15 protein-coding genes are annotated in these 17,645 nt (G+C 66.8%); all 15 read left to right on the top strand.

Going from position 1 to position 17,645, the window contains the following annotated elements:
* The first annotated feature begins 47 nt into the window (after positions 1–47).
* The 15 genes from hslV to ACK4HJ_RS12065 all read left to right on the top strand — a co-directional run bounded on the left by hslV (position 48) and on the right by ACK4HJ_RS12065 (position 17,581).
* Complete coding sequence (gene hslV, locus ACK4HJ_RS12135) at positions 48–611, top strand: ATP-dependent protease subunit HslV (RefSeq protein WP_409831675.1); 564 nt, start codon at positions 48–50, stop codon at positions 609–611.
* Between the two features lie 107 nt (positions 612–718).
* Positions 719–2,044: an ATP-dependent protease ATPase subunit HslU gene (gene hslU, locus ACK4HJ_RS12130; RefSeq protein WP_409831672.1), complete on the top strand. Its 1,326-nt coding sequence runs from the start codon at positions 719–721 to the stop codon at positions 2,042–2,044.
* A gap of 252 nt (positions 2,045–2,296) precedes the next feature.
* The gene (gene mraZ / locus ACK4HJ_RS12125; RefSeq protein ID WP_218380857.1) at positions 2,297–2,725 is read left to right on the top strand and encodes a division/cell wall cluster transcriptional repressor MraZ; all 429 of its coding nucleotides are present in this window, start codon (positions 2,297–2,299) and stop codon (positions 2,723–2,725) included.
* Positions 2,726–2,727: 2 nt separating this feature from the next.
* A complete protein-coding gene (gene rsmH / locus ACK4HJ_RS12120) occupies positions 2,728–3,654 on the top strand; it encodes a 16S rRNA (cytosine(1402)-N(4))-methyltransferase RsmH (RefSeq protein WP_409831668.1) in 927 nt (308 codons plus the stop codon).
* A 4-nt stretch (positions 3,655–3,658) separates the two neighbouring features.
* Entirely contained in the window at positions 3,659–3,982 is a 324-nt protein-coding gene (ftsL, locus tag ACK4HJ_RS12115; RefSeq protein WP_409831666.1) for a cell division protein FtsL, read from the top strand.
* On the top strand, positions 3,979–5,724 hold the full coding sequence (locus tag ACK4HJ_RS12110; protein WP_409831663.1) for a peptidoglycan D,D-transpeptidase FtsI family protein: 1,746 nt from the start codon (positions 3,979–3,981) through the stop codon (positions 5,722–5,724). The genes ftsL and ACK4HJ_RS12110 overlap by 4 nt, the downstream gene beginning before the upstream one ends.
* Entirely contained in the window at positions 5,721–7,241 is a 1,521-nt protein-coding gene (locus ACK4HJ_RS12105) for a UDP-N-acetylmuramoyl-L-alanyl-D-glutamate--2,6-diaminopimelate ligase (RefSeq protein ID WP_409831661.1), read from the top strand. The genes ACK4HJ_RS12110 and ACK4HJ_RS12105 overlap by 4 nt, the downstream gene beginning before the upstream one ends.
* Before the next feature lie 26 nt (positions 7,242–7,267).
* Positions 7,268–8,737, top strand: coding sequence for a UDP-N-acetylmuramoyl-tripeptide--D-alanyl-D-alanine ligase (gene murF / locus ACK4HJ_RS12100; RefSeq protein ID WP_409831843.1), 1,470 nt, complete (start codon positions 7,268–7,270; stop codon positions 8,735–8,737).
* A gap of 66 nt (positions 8,738–8,803) precedes the next feature.
* The gene (gene mraY, locus ACK4HJ_RS12095; protein ID WP_409831659.1) at positions 8,804–9,982 is read left to right on the top strand and encodes a phospho-N-acetylmuramoyl-pentapeptide-transferase; all 1,179 of its coding nucleotides are present in this window, start codon (positions 8,804–8,806) and stop codon (positions 9,980–9,982) included.
* Positions 9,979–12,021: a UDP-N-acetylmuramoyl-L-alanine--D-glutamate ligase gene (murD, locus tag ACK4HJ_RS12090; RefSeq protein ID WP_409831656.1), complete on the top strand. Its 2,043-nt coding sequence runs from the start codon at positions 9,979–9,981 to the stop codon at positions 12,019–12,021. Before mraY ends, murD begins: the two co-directional genes overlap by 4 nt.
* The gene (ftsW, locus tag ACK4HJ_RS12085) at positions 12,018–13,286 is read left to right on the top strand and encodes a putative lipid II flippase FtsW (RefSeq protein ID WP_409831654.1); all 1,269 of its coding nucleotides are present in this window, start codon (positions 12,018–12,020) and stop codon (positions 13,284–13,286) included. The genes murD and ftsW overlap by 4 nt, the downstream gene beginning before the upstream one ends.
* Positions 13,283–14,347: an undecaprenyldiphospho-muramoylpentapeptide beta-N-acetylglucosaminyltransferase gene (gene murG, locus ACK4HJ_RS12080; RefSeq protein WP_409831651.1), complete on the top strand. Its 1,065-nt coding sequence runs from the start codon at positions 13,283–13,285 to the stop codon at positions 14,345–14,347. The genes ftsW and murG overlap by 4 nt, the downstream gene beginning before the upstream one ends.
* Positions 14,344–15,777 (top strand): UDP-N-acetylmuramate--L-alanine ligase, encoded by a 1,434-nt coding sequence (gene murC, locus ACK4HJ_RS12075; RefSeq protein ID WP_409831648.1) that lies wholly within the window; start codon positions 14,344–14,346, stop codon positions 15,775–15,777. Before murG ends, murC begins: the two co-directional genes overlap by 4 nt.
* The gene (locus ACK4HJ_RS12070) at positions 15,774–16,763 is read left to right on the top strand and encodes a D-alanine--D-alanine ligase (RefSeq protein WP_409831645.1); all 990 of its coding nucleotides are present in this window, start codon (positions 15,774–15,776) and stop codon (positions 16,761–16,763) included. The genes murC and ACK4HJ_RS12070 overlap by 4 nt, the downstream gene beginning before the upstream one ends.
* Positions 16,763–17,581 (top strand): cell division protein FtsQ/DivIB, encoded by an 819-nt coding sequence (locus ACK4HJ_RS12065; protein WP_409831642.1) that lies wholly within the window; start codon positions 16,763–16,765, stop codon positions 17,579–17,581. The genes ACK4HJ_RS12070 and ACK4HJ_RS12065 overlap by 1 nt, the downstream gene beginning before the upstream one ends.
* Positions 17,582–17,645: the final 64 nt, after the last annotated feature.

The following is a 17,645-nucleotide window of genomic DNA, read 5'->3' as shown; positions in this document are numbered from 1 at the left end:
CCGGTGTGCGCTTGCAAATTGCAGCCGCGCCCCCATCTGCCGCTGCTATGGACTCCTCTCAAAACACCCCGGTTTTTCACGGCACCACCATCCTGAGCGTGCGCCGCCAGACGCCCTCTGGCATGCAGGTCGCCATCGGCGGCGACGGTCAGGTCACGCTGGGCAACATCGTGGTCAAGGGCTCGGCGCGCAAGGTGCGCAAGCTCTACCACGGCAAGGTGCTGGCCGGCTTTGCTGGCGCCACGGCCGATGCGTTCACGCTGTTTGAACGCTTCGAGGCCAAGCTGGAAAAGCACCAGGGCCACCTGACCCGTGCCGCCATCGAGCTGACCAAGGACTGGCGCACCGACCGCGTGCTGCGCCGCCTGGAGGCCATGCTGGCCGTGGCCGACGCGAGTGCCTCACTCATCATCACCGGCAACGGCGACGTGCTGGAACCCGAGCAGGGCATTGTGGCCATCGGCTCGGGCGGTGCGTATGCGCACTCGGCAGCCAAGGCGCTGCTCAACCATACCGAACTGTCTGCCGAGGACATCGTCAAGAAGTCGCTGGAGATCGCCGGCGAGCTGTGCATCTACACCAACATGCACCACACCATCGAGACGCTGTAAGCGCGCCGGTGCGTTAAAAAAATACTCACAATTTAATAGCTGCCAGCGCATATCCAGTAAGCGCTAGAGGCTGTTTTAGCATCAATTTTTGAAGGCAGGCCCTCACCATGTCCTCCATGACCCCCCAGGAAATCGTCTCCGAACTGGACCACCACATCGTGGGCCAGGCCAGTGCCAAGCGCGCCGTGGCGATTGCGCTGCGCAACCGCTGGCGCCGCCAGCAGGTGGAAGGCGCACTGCGCCACGAGATCACACCCAAGAACATCCTCATGATCGGCCCCACGGGCGTGGGCAAGACGGAGATTGCGCGGCGCCTTGCAAGATTGGCCGATGCGCCCTTCATCAAGGTCGAGGCCACCAAGTTCACCGAGGTGGGCTACGTGGGCAAGGATGTAGATTCGATCATCCGCGACCTGGCCGAGATGGCCGTCAAGCAGACGCGCGAGACCGAGATGAAAAAAGTGCGGACCCGCGCCGAAGACGCTGCCGAAGAGCGCATCCTGGACGTGCTGATCCCGCCCGCCCGCGCGGCAGCCGGCACCGAGCCCGCTGCCGACAATACGGCGCGGCAGGTGTTCCGCAAAAAGCTGCGCGAGGGTGCACTGGACGACAAGGAGATCGAGATCGAGGTGGCCGAAAGCCGCCCTCAGTTGGAGATCATGGGTCCGCAGGGCATGGAGGAAATGACCGAGCAGCTGCGCGGCATGTTCAGCCAGCTGGGCCAGGACAAGCGCAAGACCCGCAAGCTCAAGATCGCGGAGGCCCTCAAGCTCATCATCGACGAAGAAGCGAGCAAACTGGTCAATGAAGAGGAGATCAAGACCCGCGCAGTGCAGAACGCCGAGCAAAACGGCATCGTCTTCATCGACGAGATCGACAAGGTGGCCGCGCGCCAGGAGGCCAGCGGCGCCGATGTGTCGCGCCAGGGCGTGCAGCGCGACCTGCTGCCGCTGGTAGAAGGCACCACGGTGTCCACCAAGTACGGCATGATCAAGACGGACCACATCCTGTTCATCGCGTCGGGCGCCTTCCACCTGGCCAAGCCCAGCGACCTGATTCCGGAGCTGCAGGGGCGATTCCCGATCCGGGTGGAACTGGAGTCGCTGTCCGTGAAGGACTTCGAGGCCATCCTCACCCAGACCCATGCGTCGCTGGTCAAGCAGTACCAGGCGCTGCTGGCGACCGAGGGCGTTGCGCTGGAGTTCACGCCGGAAGGCATCACGCGCCTGGCGTCCATCGCTTTCGAAGTGAACGAGCGCACTGAGAACATCGGTGCGCGCCGCCTGTCCACCGTGATGGAGCGGCTGCTGGACGAGGTGAGTTTTGACGCCACCCGCCTGTCCGGCCAAACCATCACCGTGGACGCGGCCTATGTGGACGCGCGCCTGCAGAGCCTGAGCAAGGACGAAGACCTGTCTCGCTACATCCTGTGACCACTCGGCGAAGCCTTGAGAGGTCACTTTCATAGGTTCCCGTAAGTGCTTCTTTTTCAACGACTTTTGCCGATTTCCAGGCTGCGAAACAGCGCCTAAGTCGTTGATTTCATTAACAAAGTTTGTTGGGCACCCCCTTGCTCGGAGTGCTTTTCCTGCTACAGTGCAAAAAAGTGCAATTAAGTGGTGAAAAGTGCCCTCGGAGCGCCTTCTTGGCCCCCAGGGATCCAAAACAAGCTGGGAATCTCGTCTGTGTTTCAAGGTGCCTCGTCGCTGAGTCTCGATGCGAAGGGTCGGCTGTCCGTGCCGACCCGGCACCGTGACGTGCTCGCGGCCACCGCATCGGGCCAGCTCACGATCACCAAGCACCCCCACGGCTGCCTCATGGTGTTCCCCCGCCCCGAGTGGGAAAAGTTTCGCGAGCGCATCGCCGAGCTGCCCATGTCGGCTCAATGGTGGAAGCGCATCTTTCTAGGCAATGCCATGGATGTGGAGATGGACGCCACCGGCCGCGTGCTGATTTCCCCCGAACTGCGCCAGGCCGCGGGCATTTCCAAGGACACCATGCTGCTGGGCATGGGCAACCATTTCGAGCTCTGGGATAAGGCCACCTACGACGAGCAGGAGGCCAAGGCCATGCAGGGCGACATGCCGGATGTCTTCAAGGACTTTTCCTTCTGACCATGACATCCACTCCTTTGCAACACACCACCGTCCTGCTCGAAGAAGCCGTGGACGCCCTGCTGGGCGGCGCGGGCCCCGAGCCTGCGGGCACCTGGGTGGACGGCACCTTCGGGCGCGGTGGACATTCGCGGCGCATCCTGCTGCGGCTGGGGCCCCAAGGGCGGCTTGTCGCGTTTGACAAGGACCCCGAAGCCATCGCCGAAGCAACGCGCATCACCGATGCGCGTTTTTCCATTCGGCACGAAGGATTTCGCCATCTGGCCGATTTGCCGCCCGCCAGTGCTGCCGGCGTGCTGATGGACCTGGGCGTGAGCTCGCCCCAGATCGACAGCCCCGAGAGGGGCTTCAGTTTCCGTTTTGACGGCCCGCTGGACATGCGCATGGACACCACGCGCGGCGAAAGCGTGGCCGATTGGTTGGCCACGGCCGAAGTCGGTCAGATTGCGGAGGTGATACGTGACTACGGTGAAGAACGGTTTGCTGGCCCCATTGCAAAGGCGATTGTTGCTCGGCGCGAAGAACGGGGCCCTCTTGCAACCACCGCCGAACTGGCCGATCTCGTGGCTGGCGCGGTCAAAACCCGCGAGCCGGGCCAGAACCCTGCAACGCGCACATTTCAGGCTCTACGGATTTTCATCAACGCTGAGCTTGAAGAACTGCAACAGGCGCTAGACGCCAGCCTCTCGGTGCTGAAGCCTGGCGGGCGGCTGGTGGTGATCAGCTTCCATTCGCTCGAAGACCGCATCGTCAAGCAGTTCATCGCGAAGCACTCCAAGGAGGTGTACGACCGCCGTGCGCCGTTTGCCGCACCGCAGGCGATGAAGCTCGTGGCGCTGGACCGCATCAAGCCCAGCGCCGCTGAGGTCGAGGCCAACCCCCGCGCGCGCAGCGCGATCATGCGCGTGGCCGAGCGCACAAAGGCCTGACGACATGACCAGGCTCAACCTTGTGCTGCTTGTGGCCGTGCTGGCCAGCGCCATTTACCTGGTGCACACCCAGTACCAGTCGCGCCGCCTGTTCACCGAGCTGGACCGCGCCACGGCCGAGGCGCGCCGGCTGGAAACCGAACACCAGCGCCTGCAGGTCGAAAAACGGGCCCAGGCCACGCCGTTGCGTGTGGAGAAAATTGCGCGCGCACAGTTGCAGATGCGGACCGCAACGCCAGCCATCACCCAGTATGTGTCGGACCCTGCCGGGGCTGCTGTAGGGGCGGCGGCATCAGCGCGCGTGGCGTCGCCCGGAGCCCAGCCATGAGCCGCAGCGTGGTCTACACCGCCAGCCCGCTGCTGGCCAGCAAGACGCCCGTCTGGCGCAGCAAGTTCATCGTGGCCGCCATTGCGCTGGGTTTTGTGGGACTGGGCGCGCGGGCGGCCTATGTGCAGGTGTTCGGCAACGACTTCTTTCAGCGCCAGGGCGAGGTGCGGTTTGCGCGCACGCTGGAGCTGCCGGCCAACCGCGGCAAGATTCTGGACCGCAACGGCCTCATCCTGGCCTCCAGCGTGCCGGCGGCCAGCATCTGGGCCATTCCGGAAGACGTGGAGCAGGACAAGCCCGAGGTGCGCGCCAAGCTCAAGCAGCTGGCTAGACTGCTCGACATGCCGCTGCCAGACCTCACCAAAAAGCTGGCCGACGAGGACAAGACCTTTGTCTGGATCAAGCGCCAGCTCGACTGGGACGTGGGCCAGCAGATTGCCAAGCTGGAGATCAAGGGCATCTACCAGCGCAAGGAATACAAGCGCCAGTACCCCGAAGGAGAAGCTGCCGCGCACGTGGTGGGCTTTACCAACGTGGAAGACCACGGCCAGGAGGGCATGGAACTGGCCTTCAACGACCAGCTGGCAGGCAAGCCCGGCTCGCGCCGCGTGATCAAGGACCGCCTGGGCCGTGTGGTGGAAGGCGTGGGTGAAACCGTGCCGCCCGTGGACGGCAAGGACATGCAGCTGTCCATCGACAGCAAGGTGCAGTTTTTTGCTTACCAGAAGCTGCGTGACCAGGTGCTTGCGCACAAGGCCAAGGCGGGCAGTGTGGTGGTGCTGGACGCGCACACCGGCGAGCTGCTGGCGCTGGCCAACTACCCCAGCTACGTGCCCGACAAGCGTCAGAACCTTACCGGCGAGCAACTGCGCAACCGCGCGCTGACCGACGTGTTTGAGCCCGGGTCCACCATGAAACCCTTCACGGTGGGCATCGCGCTGGAGAGCGGCCGCGTGCGACCCGAGACCGTGGTGGACACCACGCCGGGCCGCATCAACATCACGGGCTCCACCATTTCGGACACGCACAACTACGGCGTGCTGACGGTCGAAGGCGTGATCCAGAAGTCCAGCAACGTAGGCACCACCAAGCTGGCGATGCAGATGCCTGCGCGTGAGATGTGGGAGACGTTCTCGGCCGCCGGCTTTGGCCAGAAGCCGCAGATCAGCTTTCCCGGCGCCGTCAGCGGGCGCCTGCGCCCTTATAAGACCTGGCGGCCGGTGGAGCAGGCGACGATGTCGTACGGCTATGGCCTGTCTGCCAGCCTGTTCCAGATGGCACGCTCCTACACCGTGTTTGCCAATGGCGGCCGGGTGATTCCGGCGACCATGCTCAAGACCGACGAAACGGCCGTGGGCGTGCCCGTGTTCTCCGAGCGCACGGCCGACCAGGTGCGCAAGATGCTGCAGATGGCCGCGGGCCCCGGCGGCACAGGCCAGAAGGCCCAGACCCTGGGCTATTCGGTGGGTGGCAAGTCGGGCACGGCGCGCAAGCAGGTGGGCAAGAACTACGCTTCGGGCAAGTACCGCGCCTGGTTCACCGGCATGGCCCCCATCGACAAGCCGCGCATCATCGTGGCCGTGATGATCGACGAGCCGAGCAACGGCGTGTTCTACGGCGGCGCCGTGGCCGCGCCCGTGTTCAGCGAGGTGGTGCAGCAGACGCTGCGCATGATGGGCGTGCAGCCCGACATGGCGGTCAAGCCGCAGATCGTGGCCAACGCGGTGGAGGAATCGCTATGACGGCAAGCACACTGCCTCTGCTGGCCTCGGTGCACGACGCCGTGGCCTGGCTGCGCGAGCGCGTCATCGGCACGCTGCAGACCGACAGCCGTCAAGTCCGCGCGGGGGACGGCTTCATCGCCTGGCCCGGCGCTGCCACCGACGGACGCGCGCACATTGGCGACGCGCTGGCGCGGGGCGCCGCAGCGTGCCTGGTGGAGCACGAGGGAGCCGACGCCTTTGCGCTGGATGGCGTGCCGACCCAGTCCATCGCTGCTCTACACGGCTTGAAGGCCGCCACCGGGCTCATTGCGTCCGAGTGGTTCGAGCAGCCCACGCAGCGCCTGGACGTGCTGGCCGTGACCGGCACCAACGGCAAGACCAGCACCACCTGGTGGCTGGCCGAAGCGCTGAATTTGCTATCAAAAAATGAGCTGATTGCGCAGGGTGGGTGCGCGCTGGTGGGCACTTTGGGTATGGGGGTGCCGCCTGCGCTTGCCAGCACCGGCATGACCACGCCCGACCCGGTGCGCCTGCAGCGCGCCTTCCAGCAATTTGCTGACGCGGGCCGCACGGCCTGCGCCATCGAGGCCTCGTCCATCGGTCTGGCTGAGCACCGCATGGTGGGCACGCGTGTGCGCGTGGCGCTGTTCACCAACTTCACGCAGGACCACCTGGACTACCACCCCAGCATGGCGGCCTACTGGCAGGCCAAGGCCGTGCTGTTCGACTGGCCCGGCCTGCAGGCCGCAGTGGTCAACATCGACGACCCGCGCGGCGCCGAGCTGCATACCTCGCTGGCCGACCGCATGCTGGACCTGTGGAGTGTGTCCATCACCGGCCCGGCGCGCCTGTGTGCGCGCGACATTGCGATGGGCGATGGCGGGCTGCGCTTCACGGTGGCCGAAGGTGCGCACACCCATGTGCTGCAAACGCGGGTCATCGGCCTGTACAACGTATCCAATTTGCTGGGCGTGCTGGCCGGCTTGCGCGCTCTGGGCGTGCCGCTGGAACTGGCGCTGTACGCCTGCGCCCAGCTGTCGCCCGTGCCGGGCCGCATGGAACAGATTCACACGCCCGGCCAACCGCTGGTGGCTGTGGACTATGCCCACACGCCGGACGCCCTGGACAAGGCGCTGCATGCCCTGCGTCCCGTTGCCGCCGAGCGCGGCGGCCAGCTGTGGTGCGTGTTCGGGTGCGGCGGCGACCGCGACGCGGCCAAACGCCCGCTGATGGGCGCCGTGGCGCAACAGCATGCCGACCAGGTGGTGGTGACCAGCGACAACCCGCGCAGCGAAGACCCTGCGGCCATCCTGCACCAGATACTGCAGGGCACGATTGCCGGCCGCACCGTGCGCACCGAGGTGGACCGCGCCGCAGCCATTCGCATGGCCTTGCAAGAAGCCGCGCCCGCGGACGTGGTGCTGATTGCCGGCAAGGGCCATGAAGAGATCCAGGAGACAGCTGGCGTGCGCGTGCCGTTCTCTGACATGGCCCACGCGCAGAGTGCTCTGGATGCCCGGGGAGACCGTCCATGAGCGCCACAACGACCCCGGGGCGGATGATGATGACGCTGCAGCAAGCCTTTGCGCTGGTGCAGCCGCGCTTGCCTGCCGCCCGTCTGGTGGGCGACGGCGCCACGCCCCTGGCCCGGGTGCATACCGACACGCGCACGCTGCAGGCGGGCGACCTGTTTGTGGCGCTGAAGGGCGAGCGCTTTGACGCGAATGCCTTCCTGTCCGATGCGCGCGCCGGGGGCGCCGCCGCAGCCATCGCCCACGGGGGGGTGGAAGCAGCGGGCCTGGCCGGCATCGAGGTACCGAACAGCCTGGCAGCGCTGGGCGCCCTGGCCTCCGGCTGGCGCGCGCAGTTCGCCTTGCCGCTCATCGGCGTCACGGGCAGCAACGGCAAGACCACCGTGACGCAGATGATCGCGTCTATCCTGCGGGCCTGGCAGGGCGATGCAGCCTTTGCCACGCAGGGCAACTTCAACAACGATATCGGCGTGCCGCTGATGCTGCTGCGCCTCACGGTCGCGCACCGCGCCGCCGTGATCGAGATGGGCATGAACCACCCTGGCGAGATCGCCCTGCTGGCCGCCATGGCCCAGCCCACGGTGGCGCTGGTCAACAACGCGCAGCGCGAGCACCTGGAGTTCATGCACACGGTGGAAGCCGTGGCGCGCGAGAACGGTGCGGTCTTCGCCAGCCTGCCGGCCGATGGTGTGGCGGTGTTCCCGGCCGGGGACACCTACACCGCGCTCTGGCAAGCGCTGGCCATGGCGCAGTCTGGCCGCCGCACGCTCACTTTTGGCGAGGGCGGTGACGTGAGCTGCCGCAGCGCGGCGTGGGAGCACGGCGCCTGGGCCGTGGCGCTGGCCACGCCGCAGGGTGACTGCAACACGCGCCTGCACATTGCCGGGCGCCACAACGTGACGAATGCGCTGGCTGCGGCTGCCTGCACGCTGGCGGCGGGCGCGCCACTGTCGGCCATTGCACAGGGGCTGCAGGATTTTGTGCCGGTGAAGGGCCGCTCGCGCGCCTTCAGCGTGCAGGTGGCCGGCCGCGAGATCACGGTGGTGGACGACACCTACAACGCCAACCCCGATTCCATGCGCGCCGCCATCGACGTGCTGGCCGAGTTGCCCGCGCCGCAACTGATGGTGATGGGCGACATGGGCGAGGTGGGTGACCAGGGGCCGCAGTTTCATGCCGAGGCCGGCGCCCACGCGCGCGCGGCGGGCATTGCGCGGCTGTTTGTGCTGGGGGCCCAGTCGGCGCACGCCGCAGCGGCCTACGGCCAGGGACACGAGGGTGCCGAGGGCGCCCGGCATTTCAATGCGATGGGCGCACTGCAGGACGCGGTGCGCCAAGCCCTGCCCACCGTGGGCAGCGTGCTGGTCAAGGGATCACGATTCATGAAGATGGAACAGGTGGTGGAGGCGATTGCGTCCGCCGCACAGGAAGAACAACAACTACAACAACGACCTGCGCAGAGCAGGACACCGGAGGGACACCATGGCGCCACGCAGTAACCCCGTGCAGGCCATGGCGGCCGTCCCCTGCATCTTTGCCGCGTGGCGCACGGCCGGAGGTTTCCCATGCTGCTGATGCTGTCGCAATGGCTGCAGGGCCTGTCGCCGGAGCTGGGGTTCTTCCGCGTGTTCCAGTACCTCACCTTCCGCGCAGTGATGGCGGCCATGACGGCGCTGCTCATCGGCCTGGTGGCCGGGCCCAAGGTGATCCGCGTGCTCACCTCGCTCAAGATCGGCCAGCCCATCCGCGGCTATGCCATGCAGACGCACCTGTCCAAGAGCGGCACGCCCACCATGGGCGGCGTGCTGATCCTGCTTTCGATCGCGATTTCCACGCTGCTGTGGTTCGATCTGTCCAACCGCTTCGTGTGGATCGTGCTCATCGTCACGCTGGGCTTTGGCGCCATCGGCTGGGTGGACGACTGGCGCAAGGTGGTCAACAAGGACCCCGAGGGCATGCGTTCGCGCGAGAAGTATTTTTGGCAGTCCATCATTGGCCTCATGGCCGCGCTGTACCTGGTGTTCAGCATTTCCGAAAGCTCCAACGCCAAGGTGTGGGAGCTGTTCGTGGGCTGGGTGCAGTCCGGCTTCTCGCTGGACCTGCCGCCCAAGGCCGGCCTGCAGCTGCCGTTCTTCAAGGAAATCAGCTACCCGCTCGGCGTGCTGGGCTTCGTCATCCTGACCTACCTGGTCATCGTGGGCTCCAGCAACGCCGTCAACCTTACCGACGGCCTGGACGGCCTGGCCATCATGCCGGTCGTGATGGTGGGCTCGGCCCTGGGCGTTTTCGCTTATGTCACCGGCAGCTCGGTGTATTCCAAATACCTGTTCTTCCCGCACATCCCGGGGTCGGGCGAGTTGCTGATCTTCTGCGCTGCCATGGCGGGCGCGGGGCTGGCCTTTCTGTGGTTCAACGCGCACCCGGCCCAGGTCTTCATGGGCGATGTGGGTGCGCTCGCGCTGGGTGGGGCTTTGGGCACCATCGCCGTCATCGTGCGTCAAGAAATTGTGCTTGCCATCATGGGCGGCATTTTCGTGGTCGAGGCCTTGTCCGTGATGTTGCAGGTCACCTGGTTCAAGTACACCAAGAAGCGCTACGGCGAAGGCCGGCGGCTGCTGAAGATGGCGCCGCTGCACCACCACTTTGAGAAGAGCGGCTGGAAGGAGACCCAGGTGGTCGTGCGCTTCTGGATCATCACCATGTTGCTGTGCCTGATCGGCCTGTCCACGTTGAAACTGCGATGAACCCCCACGATCCCCTGGCTCCAGCCGAGACTGCAGCGACCGGTGTGCCCGACGCCCCGGTGGGCGGGGCCGCGCCTGCGCCGGAGGTAGAGCAGGGCGTGGAGCCCGTGGAGTCCGTTGCGCCTTTCGATCCACCCGTCGATCCGCGCATTGATCTGTCTTCGGGCCAACCCGCCGAGGCGCCGGGCTCCGGCGATGCGGAGGGCGGCCTGCAGCCCGCTGCGCCCGCCGATTCCTTCGAAGCCCCGGCACCCCTTGCTGCAGACCGGTCCACCCCGGAGCCCACCGCCCCCGCCAAGTCCGCAGGCCCCGCCGCCTGGGATCCGGAGGCCGTGCCCGCCATCTCCGCCGCCAAGGCCGCGGCCGATTTTGTGGCCCAGATATTTGCCGACGTGTCTGCGCCCGATGTGTCGGAGTCGACCGCGCCAGCGGCACCCGATGCGCAGCCAGCGGCGGGTGTGGAAGATGCCGCAGCCCCGGCCACCGCGCCGCGCGAAGGCGTGGCCCAGTTGCTGCAGGACCAGAACATCCTCATCCTGGGCCTGGGGGCCTCGGGCCTGGCCATGGCGCGCTGGTGTGTGCGCTGCGGTGCCCAGGTCACGGTGGCCGACACGCGCGCCGATCCCCCGCAGCGGGCCGTGCTGCAGCAGGAGCTGCCACAGGTCCAGTTTGTGTCCGGCGCCTTCGATGCGGCCCTGGTCGAAGGCCGTGGCCTGCATGCGGTGTACCGTTCGCCGGGCTTGAGTCCCGCAGTGGTTGCTCCTGTTCTAGTAGCTGCCAGCGCTTATGGGATAAGCGCTGGAGGCGAATTAAGCTTGTATTCCATGGCGCTGGCCGCGCTGCGCGCCTCGCACGGCTACGCGCCTGCGGTGCTGGCCATCACGGGCACCAATGGCAAGACCACTGTCACATCGCTCACCGGGCAATTGGTGGAGCGTGCGGGCCGGCGTGTGGCCGTGGCCGGCAATATCGGCCCCACGCTGCTCGACACGCTGGCCGCGCACCTGGATGCCGGCACGCTGCCCGACGCCTGGGTGCTGGAGCTGTCCAGCTTCCAGCTCGACGGCACGAGTATGGGAGAAGGGGGCTTCGAGCCCACGGCCGCCACCGTACTCAACATCACGCAAGACCATCTCGACTGGCACGGGGACATGGCCGCCTATGCCGCCGCCAAGGCCCGCATCTTTGGCCAAGGCGGGCTCATGGTATTGAACCGGGAAGACCCGACGGTGATGGCCATGCTTCCGCCACCCATCAAGGTCAAGCTGCAAAAGCCCCAGGTTCGAGCTCACATCACGTTTGGCGGCGACCTTCCCCGGCGCCCCGGCGACTTTGGCATCGAGGTGGTTAACGGCATGCCCTGGCTGGTGCGCGCCATGGACGCCGACGAAACCCGCAAGCGCGGCAGGAGCGAGGTGGAGGAAGACCTGCACATCCAGCGCCTCATGCCCGTCGACGCGCTGCGCATCCGAGGCCGCCACAACGCCACCAACGCCCTGGCCGCCCTGGCGCTGGCATCGGCCGCCGGCTGCCCGCTGGCGCCCATGCTGTACGGCCTGCGCGAATACCGCGGAGAACCCCACCGCGTGGAGCCCGTGGCCATCGTCAACGGCGTGGAGTATTTCGACGACAGCAAGGGCACCAACGTGGGCGCCACGGTCGCCGCGCTTGCCGGGCTGGGGGCAGACCGCCGCATCGTTCTCATTCTGGGTGGCGAGGGCAAGGGGCAGGACTTCACGCCCCTGTCTGCGCCCGTGGCGCGCTACGCCCGCGCGGTGGTGCTGATCGGCCGCGACGCGCCGCTGATCCGCACGGCGCTGCAAGACGCGGGCGTGGCCCTGCTGGATGCCGACGCGCTGCCACACGCCGTATTGCTGGCCACGCAGCGCGCGCATGCTGGCGATGCCGTGCTCATGTCGCCTGCCTGCGCCAGCTTCGACATGTTCAAGGACTACGAACACCGCGCCCAGGTCTTTTGCGACACGGTGCGCGGGCTGGCCGACGAGGCCGGCCAGATGGCGGACGGAGGTATGGCATGACCGCGCCCGCCAGCAACCTGCTGCAGCGCCTGACCGGCTGGTTTGGTGGCATGTCCCACAAGGCGTCCGACGTGCTGCCCGTGCGTGTGGGCGGTGTGGAATACCGCCGCGCCTCCAGCACCCCCGCCAGCGTGCTGGGCTTCGACCAGGCCCTGCTGGGCGTGGTGGTCGCCTTGCTGGCCTGGGGGCTGGTGATGGTGTATTCGGCCTCCATCGCCATGCCGGACAACCCGCGTTTTGCCAACTACGCGCCCACGCATTTCCTGGTGCGCCATGCCATGTACCTGGTGGTGGGTTTTGTGGTGGCGCTGCTGGCCTTCCAGGTGCCCATGGCATTGTGGGAGCGCGCGGCGCCCTGGCTGTTTGTGGTGGCGCTGCTGTTGCTGATCGCGGTGTTGATTCCGGGCGTGGGCAAGGTGGTCAACGGCGCGCGGCGCTGGCTGTCCTTCGGGCCCATCGGGTTTCAGCCGTCCGAGGTGGCCAAGTTCGCGGTGCTCATCTACGCGGCCGACTACATGGTGCGCAAGATGGAAGTCAAGGAGCGCTTCTTCCGCGCCGTGCTGCCCATGGGCGCAGCCGTCGCCATCGTGGGCGTGCTGCTGCTGGCCGAGCCCGACATGGGCGCCTTCATGGTGGTGGCCGTCATTGCCATGGGCATCCTGTTCCTGGGCGGGGTCAACGCGCGCATGTTCTTTTTGATCGGCGCCATCCTGGTGGGCGCCTTCGCGCTGATGATCGCCAGCTCGCCCTGGCGCCGCGAGCGCGTGTTTGCGTACCTGGACCCGTTCAGTGAGGAGCATGCGCTGGGCAAGGGCTACCAGCTCTCGCACGCGCTGATCGCCATCGGCCGCGGCGAGGTGTTTGGCGTGGGTCTGGGCGGCAGCGTGGAAAAGCTGCACTGGCTGCCCGAAGCCCACACCGACTTCCTGATGGCCGTGATCGGCGAAGAGTTCGGCCTGGTGGGCGTGCTCGCGCTCATCGTGCTGTTCTTCTGGATGATCCGCCGCATCATGCACATCGGCCGCCAGGCCATTGCGCTCGACCGCGTGTTCGCGGGGCTGGTCGCGCAGGGTGTGGCGATCTGGATCGGCTTTCAAGCCTTCATCAACATGGGCGTGAACCTCGGAGCGCTGCCCACCAAGGGGCTCACGCTGCCGCTGATGAGTTTTGGCGGGTCGGCGATTTTGATGAATCTGGTGGCACTGGCGGTGGTGCTCAGAGTCGATTACGAGAACAAGCTCCTCATGAGAGGAGGCCGTGTATGAGCGCGCAGAGAACCGCTTTGATCATGGCCGGAGGGACTGGCGGCCATATCTTCCCCGGGCTGGCCGTGGCGGAAGAACTGCGCGCACGCGGCTGGCGCGTTCACTGGCTGGGCGCGCCCGGCAGCATGGAATCGCGCATCGTGCCCACACACGGTTTTCCGCTCGAACTCATCGACTTTTCAGGCGTGCGCGGCAAGGGCATCGTCACGTTGGCCTTGCTGCCGCTGCGCCTGCTGCGCGCGTTCTGGCAAGCGCTGCAGGTGGTGCGCCGCGTGAAGCCCGACGTCGTGGTGGGCCTGGGTGGCTACATCACCTTTCCGGGCGGGATGATGGGCGTGCTGGCCGGCAAGCCCCTGGTGCTGCACGAGCAGAACTCTGTGGCCGGCATGGCCAACAAGGTGTTGGCGGGAGTGGCCGACCGGGTGTTCACCGCCTTCCCCAACGTGTTCAAGAAGGGTCAGTGGGTGGGCAACCCCCTGCGCACGGCCTTTACGCAGCAGCCTGCGCCTGCCGAGCGGTTTGCAGGCCGCGGCGGTCCGCTGCGCCTGCTGGTGGTGGGCGGTAGCCTGGGCGCTCGCGCGCTCAACGAAATCGTGCCGCAGGCCATCGCGTTGATGCCCGCGGACAAGCGCCCCGTGGTCATCCACCAGAGCGGCGCCACGCAGATTGACCAGCTCCGCGCCAACTACGCCGCCGCAGGTGTGGAGGCCGAGCTGACGCCTTTTATCGACGACACCGCCAGCGCGTTTGCAGCGGCCGACATCATCGTCTGCCGGGCGGGGGCGAGCACTGTCACCGAGATCGCGGCCGTGGGGGCCGCGCCCATCTTCGTGCCCTTCCCGTCGGCAGTGGACGACCACCAGACCACCAACGCGCAGTTCTTGGTGAATGCGGGCGGCGGCTGGCTGGTGCAGCAGCGCGACCTGACGCCGCAAGGGCTGTCTGAAATGCTATTGAAGTTGGAGCGCCCTGCGCTTGTAGATATTGCGCTGAAGGCCAAAAACATGCAAAAAATCAACGCCACCCGCGAAGTAGTGACTGCCTGCGAGGAGTTGGCATGAAGCACGCGATTCGCCACATCCACTTCGTCGGCTTGGGCGGCGCCGGCATGAGCGGCATCGCCGAAGTGCTGTTCAACCTGGGCTACCGCATCTCGGGCTCGGACCTGGCCGACAGCGCCACGCTGCGCCGCCTGGAGGGTCTGGGTATCAAGACCTGCCTGGGCCACGCGGCGTCGCACATCGACGGCGCGGATGCCGTGGTCACCTCCACGGCGGTCACGCAGGACAACCCCGAGGTGCTGGCCGCGCGTGAGAAGAAGATTCCCGTGGTGCCCCGCGCACTGATGCTGGCCGAGCTGATGCGCCTCAAGCAGGGCATTGCCATTGCCGGCACGCACGGCAAGACCACCACCACCAGCCTTGTCACCAGCGTGCTGGCCGAGGCGGGGCTTGACCCCACCTTCGTGATCGGGGGGCGCCTGAACAGCGCGGGCGCCAACGCAAAGCTGGGCAGCGGCGACTACATCGTGGTCGAGGCCGACGAGTCCGACGCGTCGTTTTTGAACCTGCTGCCCGTGATGGCCGTGGTGACCAATATCGACGCCGACCACATGGAGACCTACGGCCACGACTTCGGCCGGCTCAAGGGTGCGTTTGTGGACTTTCTGCACCGCATGCCGTTCTACGGCACGGCGGTGCTGTGCGTGGACAGCCCCGCCGTGCGCGAGATCCTGCCCAGCGTGACCTGCCCGGTCACGAGCTATGGCTTTGCAGAAGACGCCCAGGTGCGCGCCATCAACGTGCGCGCCGAGGCCGGACAGATGCGCTTTACGGTGCAGCGGCGCAACGGCGTCACGCTGCCCGACATGGAGATCGTGCTCAACCTCGCGGGTGAGCACAACGTGCTCAACGCGCTGTCGGCCATCGCTATCGCCGTGGAGCTGAACATTCCCGACGACGCCGTGCAGCGCGCGCTGGCGGGCTTCAAGGGCGTGGGCCGGCGCTTCCAGCGCTATGGCGACCTGCCCGCCAAGGACGGCGGCGAGTTCACTGTCATCGACGACTACGGCCACCACCCCGTGGAGATGGCCGCCACGCTGGCTGCGGCGCGCGGCGCCTTCCCGGGGCGGCGGCTGGTGCTGGCCTTCCAGCCCCACCGCTACAGCCGCACGCGCGATTGCTTCGAGGACTTCGTCAAGGTCATCGGCAATGCCGACGCAGTGCTGTTGACCGAGGTGTACGCGGCGGGCGAGGCGCCGGTGGTGGCTGCCGACGGCCGCTCGCTGGCGCGCGCGCTGCGTGTGGCGGGTCGGGTGGAACCCGTGTTCGTGGACAACGTGGCCGACCTGCCCCAGGCCATTGCCGACAACGCAAAAAGCGGTGATGTGGTGATGTGCATGGGCGCAGGTTCCATCGGCGCCGTGCCGGGCAAGGTGGTTGAAATGCTACAAAAAAATGAGCTGGCAGCGCGTGCCAGTCAAGCGCTATGAGCCAATTTGATTCAAATACTGATGTGAAGGCCCTGGGCAAGGTGGCCGTGCTGATGGGCGGCGACTCGGCCGAGCGCGAGGTGTCGCTGATGTCTGGCAGCGGCGTTCTGCAGGCACTGCGCGCGCGTGGCGTGGACGCACATGCGTTCGACCCCGCACAGAACGCGCTGGGCGACCTCAAGCGCGACGGCTATGCGCGGTGCTTCATTGCGCTGCATGGCCGCCATGGCGAAGACGGCACCGTGCAAGGCGCGCTGGAGCTGTTGGGCATTCCGTACACCGGCCCGGGCGTGATGGCGTCCAGCATTGCCATGGACAAGGTGATGACCAAACGCGTGTGGCTGGCCGAGGGCCTGCCCACACCGCGCTACGTGTGGCTGGCGCCCGACCGCCAGCAGCGCGAGGTGGTGCGCACCGTGCCCGACGAGCTGGGCCTGCCCCTCATCGTGAAGCCGCCACGCGAGGGTTCGTCGATTGGTGTGACCAAGGTGCGCGGCTATTCGGACATGCAGGACGCCGTGGCCCTGTCGGCGAAGTACGACCCCGACGTGCTGTGCGAAGAATTCATCGACGGCGAAGAAGTGACCTGCCCGGTGTTGGGCCAGGGCGCCGACGCGCGGGCGCTGCCCGTGATCCGCATCGTCGCGCCCGATGGGGCCTACGACTACCAGAACAAATACTTCACCGACGACGTGAAGTACCAGTGCCCGAGCGGCCTGCCTGAGGCGGAAGAGCGCGAGGTCCAGCGCATCGTTCTGGAGGCCTATCGCACACTGGGCTGCCGCGGCTGGGGCCGTGCCGACCTGATGATCCGCGCGAGCGACCGCAAGCCGTTTCTGCTGGAGATGAACACATCGCCCGGCATGACGGGCCACTCGCTCGTGCCCATGTCGGCGCGGGCATCGGGTATCAGCTATGAAGAGTTGTGTCTGCGCATCCTTGCGGCTGCGGCGCTGGACACGCCCGCAAAACCAAAGGCGACCTGATGACCAATACGCTGCCCGCACCGCTGGACGTCAAGCTCATGAACCTGACCGCTTCGGTCCTGTTCGTGGGCTGCGCCCTGGCCGTGCTGGCAGCGGGCGCCTGGTGGGTTTTGCGCTACCCGGGCTTCGCGATTGCACGCATCGTGGTGCAGGGCGAGCTGGTGCACAACAACGCGGTGACCTTGCGCGCCAACGTGGGTCCACACATCGTGGGCAATTTTTTCTCGGTGGACCTGCGCGCCGCGCGCGATGCGTTCGAGCAGGTGCCGTGGGTGCGCCGCGCCCAGGTGCGCCGTGTGTACCCGGCAAGCCTACGGGTGGAGCTGCAGGAGCACACGGCAGTGGCCTTCTGGGGGCCGGAATCCGGCTCGGCCATGGTCAACAGCCAGGGCGAGGTGTTCGAGGCCAACGTGGGCGATGTCGAGCAGGAAGGCTTGCCGCGCCTGCTGGGGCCCCGCGGCACATCGGCCGAAGCGCTGCACATGCACGGGCTGCTGCAGCCGGTGTTCCGCCCGCTGGGGCTGGAGGTGGAAGAGCTGGAGCTGACCGGCCGCGGCGGCTGGCGCGCGCGGCTGGACAGCGATGCCGTGGTGGAGCTGGGCGGCGGCGCCCCGGAAGAGGTGGTGCAGCGCACGCAGCGGTTTGCCCGCACGCTGACCCAGGTGGCCGCGCAGTACGGGCGGCGCGTGGACGCGCTGGAGTCTGCCGACCTGCGGCACGCAGGCGGCTACGCGCTGCGGCTGCGTGGCGTGACCACGGTGATCCCCGACGCGGCCGGTGTGGCCGCCGGGGCCACGGGCGGCGTGCGCAGGAGGTGACGCGATGCACGGTGACAACAGCAGCAATCGGGCACAGGGCGCAGGGCAGGCCATCGGACCGCAG

This window comes from Acidovorax sp. (assembly GCF_046294525.1).
Lineage (GTDB): Bacteria > Pseudomonadota > Gammaproteobacteria > Burkholderiales > Burkholderiaceae_C > Acidovorax.
The sequence above is the reverse complement of the archived record's forward strand: the minus strand, read 5'-3'. Positions and strand labels throughout refer to the sequence as shown.

Bases quoted from the DNA above. Each gene is read 5' to 3' on its own strand.
- murG (WP_409831651.1), top strand. From the start codon at position 13,283: ATGAGCGCGCAGAGAACCGCTTTGATCATGGCCGGAGGGACTGGCGGC.
- hslV (WP_409831675.1), top strand. From the start codon at position 48: ATGGACTCCTCTCAAAACACCCCGGTTTTTCACGGCACCACCATCCTG.
- murC (WP_409831648.1), top strand. From the start codon at position 14,344: ATGAAGCACGCGATTCGCCACATCCACTTCGTCGGCTTGGGCGGCGCC.
- hslU (WP_409831672.1), top strand. From the start codon at position 719: ATGTCCTCCATGACCCCCCAGGAAATCGTCTCCGAACTGGACCACCAC.
- mraY (WP_409831659.1), top strand. From the start codon at position 8,804: ATGCTGCTGATGCTGTCGCAATGGCTGCAGGGCCTGTCGCCGGAGCTG.
- ACK4HJ_RS12065 (WP_409831642.1), top strand. From the start codon at position 16,763: ATGACCAATACGCTGCCCGCACCGCTGGACGTCAAGCTCATGAACCTG.
- ACK4HJ_RS12110 (WP_409831663.1), top strand. From the start codon at position 3,979: ATGAGCCGCAGCGTGGTCTACACCGCCAGCCCGCTGCTGGCCAGCAAG.
- murD (WP_409831656.1), top strand. From the start codon at position 9,979: ATGAACCCCCACGATCCCCTGGCTCCAGCCGAGACTGCAGCGACCGGT.
- murF (WP_409831843.1), top strand. From the start codon at position 7,268: ATGATGACGCTGCAGCAAGCCTTTGCGCTGGTGCAGCCGCGCTTGCCT.
- ftsL (WP_409831666.1), top strand. From the start codon at position 3,659: ATGACCAGGCTCAACCTTGTGCTGCTTGTGGCCGTGCTGGCCAGCGCC.
- ACK4HJ_RS12070 (WP_409831645.1), top strand. From the start codon at position 15,774: ATGAGCCAATTTGATTCAAATACTGATGTGAAGGCCCTGGGCAAGGTG.
- ftsW (WP_409831654.1), top strand. From the start codon at position 12,018: ATGACCGCGCCCGCCAGCAACCTGCTGCAGCGCCTGACCGGCTGGTTT.
- rsmH (WP_409831668.1), top strand. From the start codon at position 2,728: ATGACATCCACTCCTTTGCAACACACCACCGTCCTGCTCGAAGAAGCC.
- ACK4HJ_RS12105 (WP_409831661.1), top strand. From the start codon at position 5,721: ATGACGGCAAGCACACTGCCTCTGCTGGCCTCGGTGCACGACGCCGTG.